11 protein-coding genes and 10 tRNA genes are annotated in these 15,917 nt (G+C 41.3%); 11 read left to right on the top strand and 10 right to left on the bottom strand.

From position 1 onward, the window contains the following. Together A587_RS0104305 and msrB are read left to right on the top strand one after the other, a co-directional pair. Positions 1-513, top strand: a complete 513-nt coding sequence (locus tag A587_RS0104305) for a DUF2919 domain-containing protein (RefSeq protein WP_017216550.1) — start codon at positions 1-3, stop codon at positions 511-513. Position 514: 1 nt separating this feature from the next. Beyond that, a complete protein-coding gene (msrB, locus tag A587_RS0104300) occupies positions 515-955 on the top strand; it encodes a peptide-methionine (R)-S-oxide reductase MsrB (RefSeq protein WP_010378832.1) in 441 nt (146 codons plus the stop codon). A gap of 23 nt (positions 956-978) precedes the next feature. Here the strand turns inward: msrB and A587_RS0104295 are convergent, their stop codons facing one another. From A587_RS0104295 to A587_RS0104280, 4 genes are all read right to left on the bottom strand, one after another. Continuing rightward, positions 979-2,610 (bottom strand): response regulator, encoded by a 1,632-nt coding sequence (locus A587_RS0104295; protein ID WP_017216549.1) that lies wholly within the window; start codon positions 2,608-2,610, stop codon positions 979-981. A 380-nt stretch (positions 2,611-2,990) separates the two neighbouring features. Beyond that, positions 2,991-3,066, bottom strand: a tRNA-Val gene (locus A587_RS0104290). Between the two features lie 130 nt (positions 3,067-3,196). Continuing rightward, positions 3,197-3,272, bottom strand: a tRNA-Val gene (locus A587_RS0104285). Between the two features lie 65 nt (positions 3,273-3,337). After that, positions 3,338-3,413, bottom strand: a tRNA-Val gene (locus A587_RS0104280). Positions 3,414-3,933: 520 nt separating this feature from the next. Between A587_RS0104280 and A587_RS0104275 the strand changes: the two genes are divergently transcribed. From A587_RS0104275 to A587_RS0104240, 8 genes are all read left to right on the top strand, one after another. Continuing rightward, positions 3,934-4,009, top strand: a tRNA-Ala gene (locus tag A587_RS0104275). A 75-nt stretch (positions 4,010-4,084) separates the two neighbouring features. Then, positions 4,085-4,160: transfer RNA gene (locus tag A587_RS0104270), tRNA-Glu, on the top strand. 160 nt (positions 4,161-4,320) lie between these two features. Next, positions 4,321-4,396: transfer RNA gene (locus tag A587_RS0104265), tRNA-Glu, on the top strand. A gap of 69 nt (positions 4,397-4,465) precedes the next feature. Continuing rightward, a tRNA-Glu gene (locus A587_RS0104260) sits at positions 4,466-4,541 on the top strand. Positions 4,542-4,701: 160 nt separating this feature from the next. Next, positions 4,702-4,777 (top strand) — tRNA-Glu (locus A587_RS0104255). Positions 4,778-4,937: 160 nt separating this feature from the next. Further along, positions 4,938-5,013: transfer RNA gene (locus tag A587_RS0104250), tRNA-Glu, on the top strand. 160 nt (positions 5,014-5,173) lie between these two features. Beyond that, positions 5,174-5,249: transfer RNA gene (locus A587_RS0104245), tRNA-Glu, on the top strand. A 229-nt stretch (positions 5,250-5,478) separates the two neighbouring features. Continuing rightward, positions 5,479-7,068, top strand: a complete 1,590-nt coding sequence (locus A587_RS0104240) for a methyl-accepting chemotaxis protein (protein ID WP_017216548.1) — start codon at positions 5,479-5,481, stop codon at positions 7,066-7,068. Between the two features lie 199 nt (positions 7,069-7,267). Here the strand turns inward: A587_RS0104240 and folE2 are convergent, their stop codons facing one another. After that, positions 7,268-8,188: a GTP cyclohydrolase FolE2 gene (gene folE2, locus A587_RS0104235; protein WP_017216547.1), complete on the bottom strand. Its 921-nt coding sequence runs from the start codon at positions 8,186-8,188 to the stop codon at positions 7,268-7,270. 321 nt (positions 8,189-8,509) lie between these two features. Here folE2 and arcB point away from each other — a divergent pair, with 321 nt between their 5' ends. After that, positions 8,510-10,828, top strand: coding sequence for an aerobic respiration two-component sensor histidine kinase ArcB (gene arcB / locus A587_RS0104230; RefSeq protein WP_017216546.1), 2,319 nt, complete (start codon positions 8,510-8,512; stop codon positions 10,826-10,828). 9 nt (positions 10,829-10,837) lie between these two features. Here the strand turns inward: arcB and arcA are convergent, their stop codons facing one another. From arcA to trmB, 5 genes are all read right to left on the bottom strand, one after another. Then, on the bottom strand, positions 10,838-11,557 hold the full coding sequence (arcA, locus tag A587_RS0104225; RefSeq protein WP_010379411.1) for a two-component system response regulator ArcA: 720 nt from the start codon (positions 11,555-11,557) through the stop codon (positions 10,838-10,840). Between the two features lie 107 nt (positions 11,558-11,664). After that, positions 11,665-12,186, bottom strand: coding sequence for a YfiR family protein (locus tag A587_RS0104220; protein ID WP_010379409.1), 522 nt, complete (start codon positions 12,184-12,186; stop codon positions 11,665-11,667). Next, on the bottom strand, positions 12,183-13,805 hold the full coding sequence (locus A587_RS0104215) for a sensor histidine kinase (protein WP_017216545.1): 1,623 nt from the start codon (positions 13,803-13,805) through the stop codon (positions 12,183-12,185). The genes A587_RS0104220 and A587_RS0104215 overlap by 4 nt, the downstream gene beginning before the upstream one ends. Positions 13,806-13,969: 164 nt before the next feature. Then, complete coding sequence (locus A587_RS0104210; protein WP_017216544.1) at positions 13,970-14,998, bottom strand: methyltransferase; 1,029 nt, start codon at positions 14,996-14,998, stop codon at positions 13,970-13,972. 80 nt (positions 14,999-15,078) lie between these two features. Next, positions 15,079-15,804: a tRNA (guanosine(46)-N7)-methyltransferase TrmB gene (gene trmB / locus A587_RS0104205; RefSeq protein ID WP_017216543.1), complete on the bottom strand. Its 726-nt coding sequence runs from the start codon at positions 15,802-15,804 to the stop codon at positions 15,079-15,081. Positions 15,805-15,917: the final 113 nt, after the last annotated feature.

Here is a 15,917-nt window from a genome sequence, read left to right as displayed (position 1 = left end):
ATGAAATCAGTAACACGATACGGCCCTGAATACTGGGATAAATATGGCGTTTATCGTACGCCTATCGCTTTTAATTTAGCGCTGGTCGTGTTGCTCCGCCCGTTGCTTATTTGGGTGTTTTCTGCACTTGCGAGACGCCCAGATTTGGATTTGATGTCGCTATTCTTTGAGTCTAAGTTTCACTTTTTTGTCGCGACAGGGATCGCTTGTATCGCCCTCATACCAACCGTTGTGTTTTCTCTTAGGCGGCCAACAAGCTCTCCAAAGCTCGCAGTCGTCTGGCGTTATATGCGTTTGCCACTTATATTAACAGCGGTACTCGATTTGGCGTGGTTAATCCTGCAAGCTGGGAAAACCCATTATAGTTTTTCTCCTTATATTGCCGTACAAATTGTACTGGTGAGTTGGGTACTTTTATATTTAATTAAAAGTCGCTATCTAAGCTGCTTTTTTGGCGATTGGCCACTTCCTGTTGAAGAGCAAAAAACAGAAGTAAACAAGAGAGAGAATTGAGATGTTAAAGTGGTTAGATATACTAAACTTTGCCAGAAATGGTAATCCTGTTGCTCCTCGCAGAGTTGATAAATCGGACCAGCAATGGCAATCAGAGCTTGCTCCAGAAACTTACATGATCACCAGGAAAAAGGGGACTGAACGCCCGTTTAGCTCACAAAGTTGTCAGCTTTTTGAACCTGGTAAATACTACTGTGTATGCTGTGGCGAGCTGTTATTCGATGCCGAAGAAAAGTTTGATAGTGGCTCTGGTTGGCCCTCGTTTACACAGCCTGCAGCAGTGGAAGCGGTGGCATATCATGGCGATAAGAGCCATGGAATGACGCGCGTCGAAATCACTTGTAATGTGTGTGATAGCCACTTAGGTCACGTATTCCCTGATGGCCCTGAACCAAGTGGACTGCGTTATTGTGTTAATGCCCTTGCAATGGAAAAGAAATAACTCAATTGCGATAAAACAAGTGATTACTCAAAGTCGAGTTTCATTTCATTTAGTTTAGCTTTGAGTTTACCGTAGCGGATCTGCTGTTCACTATCCAACTCAGACTGATTTAGCAAGGTAGTACAACGCTTTGCTAAATTGGAATTAAAAGTACTTCCTGACTTAGCACAACTATCACTCATACATTGCAGTAAATTTAGCGCTATTCCTGAGTTTTTAGGCATAATTCTAAAGGCTTGAGTGAATGCCTCCAAAGCGGTTTCATATTGTCCTTTGTTAAACTGTGTGACCGCATGGTTATTCAGCTCTCTAGGACCCATGGTGATCTCTTTTTTCTCTTGCTGCTGCTGATATAGATAGTGCATTGTGATGGGATCTGCGCTTGAGTTGTGGCGCTCACAGTGGGCAATAACTTGACTAAATAGCTCCTGAGCTTTGTGGTTTAATCCCACCTCATGTAGTGCTTTTGCTTTGTCTAAAGTGGAATCTACCGAGCGAATAACGGGTTCATCTTCTAACTGTTCTAGCAGTTGTTTCGCTTTTTTATGCTCATCTTTTAGATAATGGACGCGGGCGTTGAGGACATCGATTTGCGCTTGGGTTTGTGCGTTTGGAAATTGTTGTTTTAAATCACTCAGGTATTGTTGCGTTTGTCTTGTGAGACGAGTGACTTGGTCTGATTGATCGGTACTCAGAGCAAAATCTATTCCTGCTCGTGCGGCGTTCAAATACACTTCTGGTTTGTCATGGATAGAGTAGCGCGCGAAACTTGCTATATCTTTATGTGCTTTATAGCTGGCTTCATAGTCGTGATTAATTTGCGCAACTCGACCAAGTGACTGTTGCCTATTTATATTTCTTGGTGCCATCTCAATTGCTTGCTCTAACAATTGTTGGGCATTCTCATATTGATTTAGCTTTATTTCGAGTTTGCTCAATAAATCGAGCGCAGGAAGACGAGTTTCTGGTCGCTCTATTAAGGTTTTCAACATCTTTTGAGCGATAACATCTTCATTGTTGGTAATGAGCGCCTCGACCAAGCCTAGTTTTGCCCATGTAAACTTTTGTAGAGCCAAAACCGACTTGTAAAAAGACTTAGCTTCTTCTAATTGATTGAGCTTGAGTAGAAGTTCTCCTTTTAGCTTTAGGAGTAGGGAAGTGTAGTTATGATCTTTGTTATCTAGTTCTAGATCTAGCGCTTTCAAGGCCTTTGAGTAGTTCTTATCGTCTACAAGCAAGTTTATATGCCTTAAAGCCTGTTTACGCTTTAAAACTCGTTCTATACGGTTTTGTAGTTCTTTTATTGAAAAGGGCTTAACTAAAAAGTCATCAGGTTGGAGTTCAATAATACTATGGACTAACTCGGGGCTAGTTTCAGAAGAAATAAAAATAAAAGCGGTACTTGAGCGAATTAACTGTTTGGAGCGCAACTCTTCATAAAATTGATAGCCATTTTGTTTTTTTGCTAAACCAAAAGAGCATACGATGAGATCAAACTTATTGATGGTACAAAGCTCTTTTGCACTGTCTGCACTTTCTGCAAATTTTAAATTTCTGAAATCTAACTGTTCTAAAGATTGTTTCATATAGCTCAATGCTAATGGTTGATCTTCAACGATTAACATTTTGGCATTTTGAATAGATGGAGCTGACATAGAAACAATTTTTAGACAATGGCTTTGCTTCTAGTCTAGTACTTAGGTGTAGTTTTGAAAACAAAAATTAACTCATTTTTAGTAGGTTAGTCTATTTAGCTTATCCCAACTATTTACTGAGGTTAGTGGCAAAATGGTTAAGGGTATAACAAAAATTTGGGAGGCTTAGTAGAGTAATTAATTAGTTAATCAATGAGAAAAACGGGTTGTTTCTATGGACTTAATGGCAGGTTTAAACTTATTCATTTTGATGTGATTTTTGAGTATGTAAAAAGTAATAACTACTGTACAGAAAGTGAAGTGCTGTATTGGGTTTAAGGCTGTGACTCTAGCTTTGCTTAGGCTTAGTGCGATGTTTTGAATTTATTTAGAAAATAAAGTGGTGGGTTGTACTGGACTTGAACCAGTGACCCTCGCCTTGTAAGGGCGATGCTCTCCCAACTGAGCTAACAACCCAAATTGTGTTTCAATTTATACTCTTGAATGGAGTTATGGTGGGTTGTACTGGACTTAACCAGTGACCCTTGCCTTGATCAGGCTTAGTGCGATGCTTTGCATCGACCACTCTATCTAATAAAGAATAAAGTGGTGGGTTGTACTGGACTTGAACCAGTGACCCTCGCCTTGTAAGGGCGATGCTCTCCCAACTGAGCTAACAACCCAAATTGTGTTTCAATTTATACTCTTGAATAGAGTTTAATGTCCAATTCTAATCTAATAGTAGAAGTGGTGGGTTGTACTGGACTTGAACCAGTGACCCTCGCCTTGTAAGGGCGATGCTCTCCCAACTGAGCTAACAACCCAAATTGTATTACAACGTCTGCCGTTGTGGGGCGGTATTATAGGTTTAGTTTGAAAAGAGTCAACACTTAACTTTAAAAAACTATACTGTGTGATGTTTTTATGCTCAATGCTTTTAGCTCTTCATTATAGAAGAGGTGAGGGGTCTTATATTTTTGGTCCAAGAATCATCTTAACTTGGGGAAAATAAGTTGCTGAGCTTTGCATGCTATAGCGCGAAATTAAGCAGGGTTGGATACCATTCGGAAAAAGAAAAGAGCCGTAAATCACTCTGGCCTAATTGGATTTAAAACTAAAAGGCAGAGGTGCGGTAACTATGTGTTTTAAATTGTGTAATAAATAATCCAATTCAAGGTGTTAGGCTTGCAAAGGGGAGTGGTTTGGTTATATTCTACGCTTCTTGATTTAAAATGAATCAGTTAGAAAAAACTTTCATAAAAGTTGTTGACTTTATTTTTGCTCCTGCATAGAATGCGCCCCGCACTCAGCGATACAGGCTAGCAGTTCAGGTCTGACTATTATGGGGCTATAGCTCAGCTGGGAGAGCGCTTGCATGGCATGCAAGAGGTCGACGGTTCGATCCCGTCTAGCTCCACCAATTTATCGTTAGTGCATATGTCCTAGTACATAATTCAAATGGCAACGCCTCGAGTGCGAAGTTGTTTGTTATTGTGTCCCCTTCGTCTAGAGGCCTAGGACACCGCCCTTTCACGGCGGTAACAGGGGTTCGAATCCCCTAGGGGACGCCACTTACTTTGGTAAGTAACTCGGTTAGCAAGAGAATAAACAGCTAAATAAAGTCCTAGTGACACAGAAAACTTTCTGTTTTTGATAGGGCCATTCGCCTCGCAGGCTCGGTCTCATCTAACACAGAAATAGCAAATCGGTGATTTGCAAAACAATTTCTGCGTCCCCTTCGTCTAGAGGCCTAGGACACCGCCCTTTCACGGCGGTAACAGGGGTTCGAATCCCCTAGGGGACGCCACTTACTTTGGTAAGTAACTCGGTTAGCAAGAGAATAAACAGCTAAATAAAGTCCTAGTGACACATCTGTGTCCCCTTCGTCTAGAGGCCTAGGACACCGCCCTTTCACGGCGGTAACAGGGGTTCGAATCCCCTAGGGGACGCCACTTACTTCGGTAGGTAACTCGGTTAGCGAGAGATTAAACAGCTAAATAAAGTCCTAGTGACACAGAAAACTTTCTGTTTTTGATAGGATCATTCGCCTCGCAGGCTCGGTCTCATCTAACACAGAAATAGCAAATCGGTGATTTGCAAAACAATTTCTGCGTCCCCTTCGTCTAGAGGCCTAGGACACCGCCCTTTCACGGCGGTAACAGGGGTTCGAATCCCCTAGGGGACGCCACTTACTTTGGTAAGTAACTCGGTTAGCAAGAGAATAAACAGCTAAATAAAGTCCTAGTGACACAGAAAACTTTCTGTTTTTGATAGGGCCATTCGCCTCGCAGGCTCGGTCTCATCTAACACAGAAATAGCAAATCGGTGATTTGCAAAACAATTTCTGCGTCCCCTTCGTCTAGAGGCCTAGGACACCGCCCTTTCACGGCGGTAACAGGGGTTCGAATCCCCTAGGGGACGCCACTTACTTCGGTAGGTAACTCGGTTAGCGAGAGATTAAACAGCTAAATAAAGTCCTAGTGACACAGAAAACTTTCTGTTTTTGATAAGGCCATTTGCCTCGCAGGCTCGGTCTAATCTAACGCAGAAATAGCAAATCAGTGATTTGCAAAATAATTTCTGCGTCCCCTTCGTCTAGAGGCCTAGGACACCGCCCTTTCACGGCGGTAACAGGGGTTCGAATCCCCTAGGGGACGCCACTTACTGTTCATTTATATTCTATATCTCATCATACCAATTTCTATATTCTTCTTCTCTTAGTTGTTTAAGTTCAGAACTCTGCTAGCTTTTATATTAACTTTCTACTCTTCGTTAAGTATTCAAATAATACTTCACTATGATCTCAATCAGTCTTTCGGTGAAATTTCTTACGATTTTTAAGAAAGTAATAATTTATTATCTATTGCCCTTTTTAATCGAGAGCGAGCTATGACAAAAGGTAGAGCTGATTACACAGGAAAAGAGAATGATTATCCAAGTTCTTACAATCTACTTTCAACGACAAATGTAAAAGGTCAGATAAAGTATGCGAATTCACAGTTTTGTGAAGTTGCAGGGTTTTCACTTAGTGAGTTAGAGGGGAAGCCCCATAATATCGTTAGGCATCCAACAATGCCTAAAGCCGCTTTCAAGAATCTATGGAATTATATCGAAGCGGGTAAACCTTGGATGGGAATGGTTAAAAACCGCTGCAAGAATGGCGATCACTATTGGGTTAATGCTTTTGTTACTCCTATTAAAGATGCATCTGGTAAGACTGTCGAATATCAATCAGTGAGGACAAAGCCGAGCCGGGAAGTCGTTAACCGTGCAGAGGAAATCTACACTGATTTAAATAACGGTGTGTCACCAAGTAAATTTACTCGTGCCTCTTGGTCTTTGTCGGCTCAAATGATGGCAATAATCATTGTTTTCTATGCCCTAACCATGTTGATCTCAACTTTATCATCACCTTGGAATTACCTCGCTGAAACTCTGCTTACTCTTGCTATTTTATTTATTACTTATTCTCGCCTTGCTCCAGTGCGGTCGCTCAGCGAAAAGGCAAAAAAAGTATACGATAACCCTCTGATGCAAAAAGTGTATCTTAATAAGGTTAATGATGTCGCTTCTATAGAGCTTGCCTTACTTGCTAGAGAATCCGAGCTTCGGGCTGTGCTTGGGCGTGTTAAAGATGCTAGCGCCACCGTTTCAGAGTACGCAACCAAAACGATGCAAGAATGCAAAACGAGTTCTGATATTTTAAATCGACAGCAAGCGCAAACCGGCTCCTTAGCAACAGCTATTAATCAGATGTCGGTGTCGATTGGTGAAATCGCCTCTAATACTAACAATGCAGCGCAGCAATCCGAAGCGGCGCTTGAGTCCGTTGTGAAAGGCAACAAAGCCGTTGATGACAATATGGAAAATAATTATGCCTTATCGGAAGAATTATCTCGCACGCAAAAAGATATAGAAGATCTTAATGCGCAAACAGTTAACATCGAAGGGGTTGTTGACGTGATCCGTGGGATCTCCGAGCAAACTAATTTACTCGCTTTAAATGCCGCTATAGAGGCCGCTCGTGCAGGTGAACAAGGTAGAGGATTTGCGGTTGTTGCTGATGAGGTGAGAGCGCTTGCGCAAAGGACACAAGATTCGACAGCCGAGATTAATGGTATTATTGCCGATCTGAGGCAACGAGCAGAACGAGCAGTTACTGCCATTCAAAGTGGGGTAGAGCGCTCTTCGGAATGTGTAGTAAAGGCTGAAGGCACCAAAGTGAGCCTGGAAACGATCAACACGATAGTAAATGAAATATCGGGGTTGAACTATCAAATTGCGACATCGACAGAAGAAATGTCGAGTGTTTCTAATGAGCTAAATGCTAATGCTGTGACAATTTCAGGTCTTGCGGATGAGTCTATGGAAAGTGCGCGTAAAACGCATGAAACGATGAGAAGCACAGAACAGGCTTTAGAAAATCAAGAGGTGCTTGTTGAGCAGTTTATTCGAAAATTAAACAGTGCTCACCGTTGAATAGACTACTAAAAGTAATACTGTACTGACAGGATTGTTTATGGGTGGAGACTAATCAGAGCTATTTAGCTCTGATTAATAATAGTCATCAACGGAGCGGACCTAATACCAATTGCATTATTCTCCAGCCAATTTGAAGGGTGAGATGCCATATTAGCGCCGTTAAAAATAGCTCTTTTAATTAATACTATTGGTATAATTAAACGCTGTAGCCGTCTTCAACCCCTTTCACAGCATAGGCTACTGCGTCATGAGCATGAAGAGATTCGTAATGGTTTATCTTCACATAGAAATCTAAATAAGTTTGCTGGTTTAGCAATGCTTTTAACTTCCTAGCTGCATCTTCACAAAACATTAGGTTTTGGCCATTTAGGCGCGCAAACTCTTGCTCATCTTCTCGTTTTACGGCGGCTTGAACGGGAGTTTTCAACTCGTTTTCAACCAACTCGATCAGATCTAAAATTTCAAACTCAGCACTATTATCTGTAAGCTTAACTTTTACATTTGCAATCGAGCGCTGAGAATGGGGTGTTGCAACGATCCCTTCTGTGCTACCTAGCCAGTTATGCACACTATGGAAATCTAATTGTTTACCATCAAAAGCTTGTTGGAAAGCGTTTTGGATTAGTTGACGAGACAGTGCTGCTGAACAGGGGCAAGTCGATGAGTAAGCAACGTCAAGCGCCATTTCTAGCTTGTAAATACCATTTATCAACGTCGCATCAAGGGTAATTGGGTATGATTTCCATCCCATTTTTTTACTTAAAAGCGAAGGGCGTCTGATAGGCAATTCAAACTGCAGGGTTACTTTTGCACCTGTACTTAAGTCGCTATGCGTACTTAAAAAGTTATCTAACAACTGCTTTAGAGTTTTTGGTGTAAGTACTTGCTCACAAGAAAGCGTGTCAAGAGCAAGAAAGAGGCGTGACATGTGAATACCTTTTGCGTCTTCTTTTTGCAAATTAACAAATGCATCGGCTTTGGCTGTAACAGTAACTTGATTTAGGCCTTTGCTTTCCAATACCAAAGGCAACTCTATGTTACCCATGCCTACCCAGTCTAAAGTTCCTGTTTGTAACGCACTCGCACTGTGCGCAATGTCTGGCATGTTATTTTGCATCGACACTCTCTTTTCTCACGACTTAAAAAACGGGAATATTACACGAAATCAGATTAAGTTGGGATGGTGAGCTTAAATCTATCCGCACTAAATTAGATGATTTGTGCATTTAGTGATACAGAGTCTCATTTCCGTTATCTATCATTCTGCTTTGTGTGCATGAAATTGACGGAATGATCTGACCTTGCAATTTCTATACTCGCTTATTACTAGGGCTTTTGTATAATATTTACTTTGAGGGCTTGAAAAGCAATTCAGTCAGGCTCAAGCGGTAGAATATAAACTTGCCTGACAAGTGTTTAACAATGGTGAAGTAATAATATGACAGAAAATTCGTTTGGCTCATGGGCTCGAATTTTATCAAACTTGGTAGAAAAATATGGTAACAAGCGGGCGTTTGCCATCGCGTATGCTTTTACGCTCTTCGTTGCTGTTATTCTATCTTGCATGTTTTACTATGTTGCTTTAGGTGTAGTTGAAATTGTCGATATATCAGCACTCTTTTTCTTAACCGCTGTTATTGCGCCCGCTCTCATCATGATGTCCGTCGCGGCAATGCGGGAGGTACATTCATCCAAGGCCTATTTGGAGTCGGCAACACAACAAGAAAAGATGCTGAACCAAACGCTGAAGGACAATATTAATCGTTTAAATAGTGAGATTGACGAGCGTAAAATTGCTCTGCATGCTAAACACCGCGCGATAGATGAATTAAGAAAAGAAATTGCAGAACGTAAAAAGACCCAACAAGAACTTGCGCAGCAAGGTATGTTACTGCGAAGCATTGTTGATTCATCTCCTGACCTGTTCTATTACCGCGATGAAAACGGTGTATTCGCAGGCTGTAACAAGATGTTCGAATTAGTGATGGGCAAAAGCAGTGAAGAACTAATTGGTAAATCAGTCGAACAAATATATTCAGAGCAATATCTTCCAAAAGTACTTGAAACAGATAGCCAGGTATCAGAAACACAGCAACCATTAACACTTGACGTAGAGTATCCTGTTGAAGGCGAACCTCGTTGGTTTGAAATGCGCAAGCTGCCATTTATCAATGATAAAGGTGAATATATAGGCTTGTTGGCCTTTGGCCGTGATATTACTAGTCGTAAAGAAGCCGAGCAGGCGTTAGAAACTGCGTATAAGGATAAAGGTAAGTTTATTGCTACGCTAAGTCATGAATTAAGAACTCCGCTCAATGGTATTGTTGGTCTGACGCGCATGATGTTAGACACCGATCTGACTGCGCAACAAAAAAGCTGGTGTAATACCGTGTTTTCAAGCGCGGAGACGCTTGGCAATATTTTTAACGACATCATTGATTTAGATAAAATTGATAGGGAGCAGCTAGATATAGCAACGGACAGTATCAATGTCTCTGATTTTATAAACGATGTAGTCAACTTTGCAGGTCTAATTGCCGACCAGAAGGGCTTAGAATTTACTATTAATCGTTCTGGAATCTTAGACGTTTATGCGTTACTCGATCCGACACGTCTACGTCAGGTACTCTGGAATCTAATTAATAATGCAGTGAAGTTTACCCACAAGGGGAATGTGACGCTGGAATGCCGCCGCGAGAATCGAGATGATGGACCATGGCTGACAATTAGCGTTATAGATACAGGTATGGGAATATCCGAAGATCAGCTTGAGCGGATCTTTGAGATGTATTACAAGGCTCCTGATGCGTCGGGCAGCAATGCGATTGGCTCGGGCATTGGCCTTGCGGTTACTAAAGCCCTAGTTCAGGCTATGAAAGGAACGATAGCGGTTACTAGCCAAGAAGGTAAGGGGAGTCGTTTTGATGTTGAGATCCCGTTACAGCTATGTAATGCACCGAAAGAACAAAGTTACGCTGGCAGAAGCTTGTACATTTTACTTGTTGAGGATGTGCCGTTAAACGCTGAAATTGCAACAAATCTATTAGAACAGCGAGGGCATGAAGTTATTTGGGCTGAAACTGGCGAGGACGCTCTCTCGTTTGTTGAAACTGAGGATGACCTAGATCTCATTCTTTTGGATATGCAGTTACCAGATATCAATGGTGATGTTGTCGCGCGCCAAATAAGAGAAGACAGCCACTTTGATCACTTACCAATTGTTGCCTTAACTGCAAACGTCAGAAGCGCCGAGCAAGAGCTTGAGGGGATTAATGTCCAGGGAGCTTTGGCCAAACCAATAAATACTACTAAGCTCGACAAAATGCTCGCTGAGTTATTTGGAATTGAGGCACAGAAAAACAAACAAAGTATCGATATTCGAGAAGCGTTATCACAACCTGAATACTCCGATTTAGATATAGAGACCATTTGCGACTTTGTTGAGTCTATGGGGGCTGCTGCATTCCAAAGAAGCTGTGACCTATTTACTAAGCTCAGTCCTAAGTACTGTCAAGAGCTCAGAGAAGCTGTTGCACAAAATGATATCGAGGAATATGGTGCGGTTGCACATAAAGTTAAAGGTGCTGCTGGTTCGGTAGGGCTGCAACTTGCCCAATTACAAGCGAAGAAAATGGAATTAGAATCAGAAGGCAAAGAGGAAGAGACACTATTGAATTGGGTTTCTGAGTTAGAGGCAAAAATAGAAGAAGGGCAAGAAGCCCTTCATCCATTAATTGCAAAACTCGCTGAAGATTAGTAAAAACGATTATTGAGCGTCGAGTTTACCAATGAAACGGTAACCTTCACCGTGAATTGTACTAATTAATTCAGGCGTATTGTTATCAGTTTCGAAATGCTTACGAATACGACGGATAGTAACGTCAACAGTACGGTCATTTGCACGAAGTTCACGACCAGTCATGTGCTTGATAAGCTGCTCACGGCTAAAGATGCGGCCAGGCGAATCTAGCATTAGACGAAGTGCACGATATTCACCTTTTGGTAGACGCTTCGAGTCACCTGTTGGAGATGTTAAACAGCGACTGTTTTCATCTAACTCCCAACCATTAAAAGTAATAACGCCGTTGCTATCAATTGTTGACTCTTCTGCAGACGTGCCAGTACGAGAGATTAGGTTGCGAGCACGAATTGTTAGTTCACGCGGGTTAAATGGTTTTGTGATGTAATCATCAGCACCAATCTCAAGACCAAGAATGCGGTCAACATCATTGTCACGACCTGTTAGGAAAATAAGGCCGATGTTTTTCTTCTGGCGTAATTCACGCGCCAAAATTAAACCATTTTTACCAGGAAGGTTGATATCCATGATTACAAGGTTTACATCATCATTTGATGTCAACTTGTCATGCATGTCATCGCCATCAATGGCTTCGATTACTTTGTAACCTTCCGCTTCAAATAAACTAACGAGGTTCAGTCGAGTTACGTCTTCATCCTCTACAATTAGAATGACTGGCGTTTGCATTATTAATTAACCTTTTCGGAATATATAATTTACAATGTGTCCGGACTTATATAATAAATCCGAATATTTACGATTATAGGAGCTTATCCAATTGTTAACAAGTAAAATCAGTTGGGATGAAACTTGGATACGGCAAGCAGCCTTGAGCGCACGATGAAGTACTGTTTTTCTAGTGCTTGCTTATTTATATACAGTCGAATTTTGCTCCCTTCTTGGACCAAAGAAGCAATCCCGCCTCTTTCTAAAAACTCAATACTTTCGCCCACGGTCAACATGTTTGACTCTATTGTATCGGTCCAAGCGGACAGTATATCATTTTCGCTAGTTTCATCAATGTATGTGATATCGCAAGCGCTGGAAAGTTCCCTATAGCTCCACGTTTTTTTTGCTTCTACGAGCTCAATGGGTTTACCTCGCACATTTAGCTTTGTTGCACTTTTTAGTTCAGCAGCTGGCCCTGATTCAAGTGAGTAGAAGCAAAATTGAATACTGGTTTTTGTGTTTTCGTCGGGAAACTCGACGAATTTTGCCATCTGATAGAGAAAAGCAGAACGAACCTGATCTGGTGATTTTGCAGTTGTATTTAAGGAGACAAATAAAAGCAAAATAACTAGATTAATCAACCTCATTTTAGATTACCCGACAGAGGAAGAGTTATAATAAATTTAGCACCTTGGCTAAATTCTTCATCTAAAGTGATCGAGCCTCCAAGTGCTTGGGTTACCAAGTTATAAACCAAATGCATACCTAGGCCGCTTCCACCCTCACCTCTACGAGTTGTGACAAACGGATCGAAGATGCGCTTTTTAATTGCTTTGGGTACACCCATTCCGTTGTCGGCATACTCAATAGCAAGTTGCCCCATCGATGGTTTCACAGTAATTGCAATGCTATTGTTTTGTTGATCTTTAAAACCATGGAGTAAGGAATTGGATATAAGCTGCTCTAATACTTGTTGTAATGGTCCCGCTTTACTTTCGATTGCAAGTCCAGAGTCACAGTCAATAGTCACTTCAGGTTGTTTTGTGGAGAGTTCAGCTCGCATAGATGCTACGACTTCAGTAAGCAGGTTTGACAAATCTATTTGTGAATTCACTTCTAGATCCTGGCTTACGGCAAGGCGCTTAAAGCTAGAAACCAGCTCAGCCGCTCGGTTCAGGTTGCGGTAGATGAGATCAAGATTTTCAATTCCATCGTTAACAAAGCGCTCTAACTGCTTGGAGGTCAGAGACTTTGTTTGAAATGCTTCGCGAATATCGGATAATTTGTCTCTTAACAACGTAGAGCCTGTGATACCCAAACCGATAGGGGTATTTACCTCGTGGGCAACACCTGCCACCATTTGCCCCAGCGAAGCCATTTTCTCGTTCTCGATGATTTGGTTCTGGTATTGATGCATACGCTCTAAAGCGTTCAGTAGCTCTTGGTTAGCCTCTCTCAGCGCAATTGTGCGTTGATTCACTTTTTCTTCCAAGCTCTGGTTGAGCTGTTTTATTTCTTGTTTATCCGCTTTGTGACGCTCAAGTTGATTTTCGGTGCGAGCTAACATGATATTTAAGTTATTTGCTAGTACGTTTAGTTCAGCAATATTGCTTCCTGGCGCTCTAGCACTGTAATTATGATTTTTTGAAACGTCCTGCAATAGTGCTGAGAGTCCTTCAATTGGCGTCGCTATACGCTTTTGGATCCCCTTTGAAACTAGCAATACGAGGAGTAGTACGAATAAGGTGAGCGCGATATCTACCAAGATTTTTTTATTTATATAGTTTGAGAGCCTTTCTAAACCGCCGCGGACATAAACATAACCTTCAATATTCCCCTCATAAATTACAGGTTTAATCAATTCAATGTAGTCTTCTGAGACCTTGGGGGTTTTTAACTCTTCAATTTGATTAACCTTTAGCGGTACTGGTGGTGTTCGACTGGCGTTGTAACTGGTAAAAAATACAGGGCTGTTGGTTACGTCATCCATGGCATAGATATGGATGTTTTTGATGATATCCACTTGTTGAAAAGACTTTAGACGTGCATCTTCTGTTTTTCGATCATCGAATAAAATAGTGATCTGAGAATTGAACGCAACGATGTCGGCTATCATCTCTATTTTGTTGATGATCAGTTGCTTTTGCTCTTTTACATCAAGGTAAGTGGAAATAGATATGGATAAAGAGAGGCACAGCGCGGTTACAAGCATCACTGCGCTGATCAATACTTTTCTTATGCTTGTTTTGGTTAATTGCTTACTCATTCTTATTCCAGCTGTATGATCAGCCTTAGCTGCGGCTACAGAGCTTTTGAGATCCAATAACTCATTATAATAAAGTAGAGCAAATCTTTGAAAATGAAAAGATAAAAGGTGGGTTTGAGTTAAGGTTTACTTGATATAAGCAAGTAAACCTTAAGGTTAGTAAACTACTGCGCTTTATAGATGGCGAATTTAGTGTTTTTAGTGACAACTTCAAACTGTTCAAACTGAGCTTCTAAAATAGGTGGGTATTTTAAGAAGCTATTTGCTACTAACTGAATATTAGACTTGGTATCCATATGACGCTTAATGTTATGTAGAAATTGCTCAGCGATGTCATAGTCTGTTGAAAGGCCTGTATGAAATGGTGGATTGCTTAAAATAAGGTTAAATTTACCATTCAATTCACTTAAACCATCACTAAGCAACAAAGTTGCACTGAGGTTGTTTAAAGCTAAAGTCTGCTGTGTGGCAAACAGCGCAAGCGCATTGACATCTAAACAGGTGAATTTAAGTGTTGGGCTGTTCAATAAGGCGTAGCAGGCAATAAGCCCAGCACCGCAGCCAAAATCTAACACTTTACCTTTATAGGGAAGGGTGACATTTTCTAGTAATAGTTGAGTACCAGCATCGAGCTTCCCATGATTAAATACACCAGGCAAACTTGCTGCAGTAAACTCGGTCTTGGCGATACGCACTGAAAATGTCTGTACATAATGGCTTACGTCAAAACTTGGGTTGGCAGTAAGCTGATCAAACTCATACAAAATGCAGTGTTTTGCGCTTTCTAATTTATAACAGTGTGCAGCGTGTTCTTTAAGTTGCTTTTCTGCACTTTTCACCCCACTTTTGTTTTCACCAACAACGAGTAACCTAGTTTCAGCCGTGCTCAAGTGACGAATATTGTCAAACACCATTTGCGCTTCAGGTTTTGACTTAGGGTAATAATAAATAACTAAATCAATATCTTGCAATTGCGGTAGTTGATGATCTACATAGCTCTTAACATCGGCGATTTTATCGGCGTGAAGGTGGTCTGCAAAATCGAAACTAAACGCATGAATTGCCGAACTTGGATTGAGCGCTTTTAATTCACGTAGGAAGCCATCGCGCTGATGGTTAATAACCAGAATATTGTTGGCAATAAGCTCTTCTTCATTACGAAGTAGTAATAAACTCGGGTTGGTAAACTGCAACGCTAGCTCCTAGTGAATGTACTCAAATAGATGGGCAATGAAGCAGCCTGATGAGCCGCTCCATTATAAAGAGGGGTTGTTTAGCTAATACGCTCGAACATTAAGTCCCAAACGCCATGTCCTAAACGATGGCCTCGTTGCTCAAACTTAGTAAGCGGTCTAAAGTCTGGGCGAGGAACATAGTCATTGCTTTGCGACTGGTTTTTATAACCAGGTGCTGCACTCATCACTTCAAGCATATGTTCGGCATAGTTTTCCCAGTCAGTTGCCATATGGAACACACCACCGACTTTAAGCTTTTGGCGTATTTTTTCAGCAAATTCAAGTTGTACAATGCGGCGTTTGTGGTGACGCTTTTTATGCCATGGATCTGGGAAGAATAGCTGTAATTTAGCAAGGCTGCCATCAGCGATACAATCCGCTAAGATTTCAACTGCATCATGTTCAAAAACACGTAAGTTAGTGATGCCTTGCTCATCTGCATCCATCAAACAAGCACCTACACCTGGACGGTGTACTTCTATGCCAATAAAGTTTTGTTGTGGGTTATTTTTTGCCATCTCAACGAGAGATTTACCCATACCAAATCCAATCTCAAGAACGACTTCATTGCTGTTACCAAAAACTTCAGTAAAGTCTAGCAAACCTTGTTGGTGTTCCAGTCCCATTGTTGGCCAGCATTTTTCTAGCGATGCTGCTTGGCCTTTTGTAAGACGTCCTTCACGCTTAACAAAGCTACGCACTTTTCTGATGTACTTGCCTTCTTCCTGCGCCTGTTCGAGCGCACTTTTGCTTGATTCGTTCATGGTCATTTCTATGCTCGTGAAAATGGTCGCACATTATCGTCATTCAGTTGGCAATAAACAAGTATAGAGTGAAATTTTACGTGGTGACTATTAAAGCAATTGTGATTACACTG

Origin of the sequence: Pseudoalteromonas sp. NJ631 (assembly GCF_000276645.1) — a bacterium.
Taxonomy (GTDB): domain Bacteria; phylum Pseudomonadota; class Gammaproteobacteria; order Enterobacterales; family Alteromonadaceae; genus Pseudoalteromonas; species Pseudoalteromonas piscicida.
The sequence above is the reverse complement of the archived record's forward strand: the minus strand, read 5'-3'. Positions and strand labels throughout refer to the sequence as shown.

Coding starts and splice junctions, on each gene's coding strand:
- A587_RS0104305 (WP_017216550.1), top strand. CDS start 1: ATGAAATCAGTAACACGATACGGCCCTGAATACTGGGATAAATATGGC.
- msrB (WP_010378832.1), top strand. CDS start 515: ATGTTAAAGTGGTTAGATATACTAAACTTTGCCAGAAATGGTAATCCT.
- A587_RS0104295 (WP_017216549.1), bottom strand. CDS start 2,610: ATGTCAGCTCCATCTATTCAAAATGCCAAAATGTTAATCGTTGAAGAT.
- A587_RS0104240 (WP_017216548.1), top strand. CDS start 5,479: ATGACAAAAGGTAGAGCTGATTACACAGGAAAAGAGAATGATTATCCA.
- folE2 (WP_017216547.1), bottom strand. CDS start 8,188: ATGCAAAATAACATGCCAGACATTGCGCACAGTGCGAGTGCGTTACAA.
- arcB (WP_017216546.1), top strand. CDS start 8,510: ATGACAGAAAATTCGTTTGGCTCATGGGCTCGAATTTTATCAAACTTG.
- arcA (WP_010379411.1), bottom strand. CDS start 11,557: ATGCAAACGCCAGTCATTCTAATTGTAGAGGATGAAGACGTAACTCGA.
- A587_RS0104220 (WP_010379409.1), bottom strand. CDS start 12,186: ATGAGGTTGATTAATCTAGTTATTTTGCTTTTATTTGTCTCCTTAAAT.
- A587_RS0104215 (WP_017216545.1), bottom strand. CDS start 13,805: ATGAGTAAGCAATTAACCAAAACAAGCATAAGAAAAGTATTGATCAGC.
- trmB (WP_017216543.1), bottom strand. CDS start 15,804: ATGAACGAATCAAGCAAAAGTGCGCTCGAACAGGCGCAGGAAGAAGGC.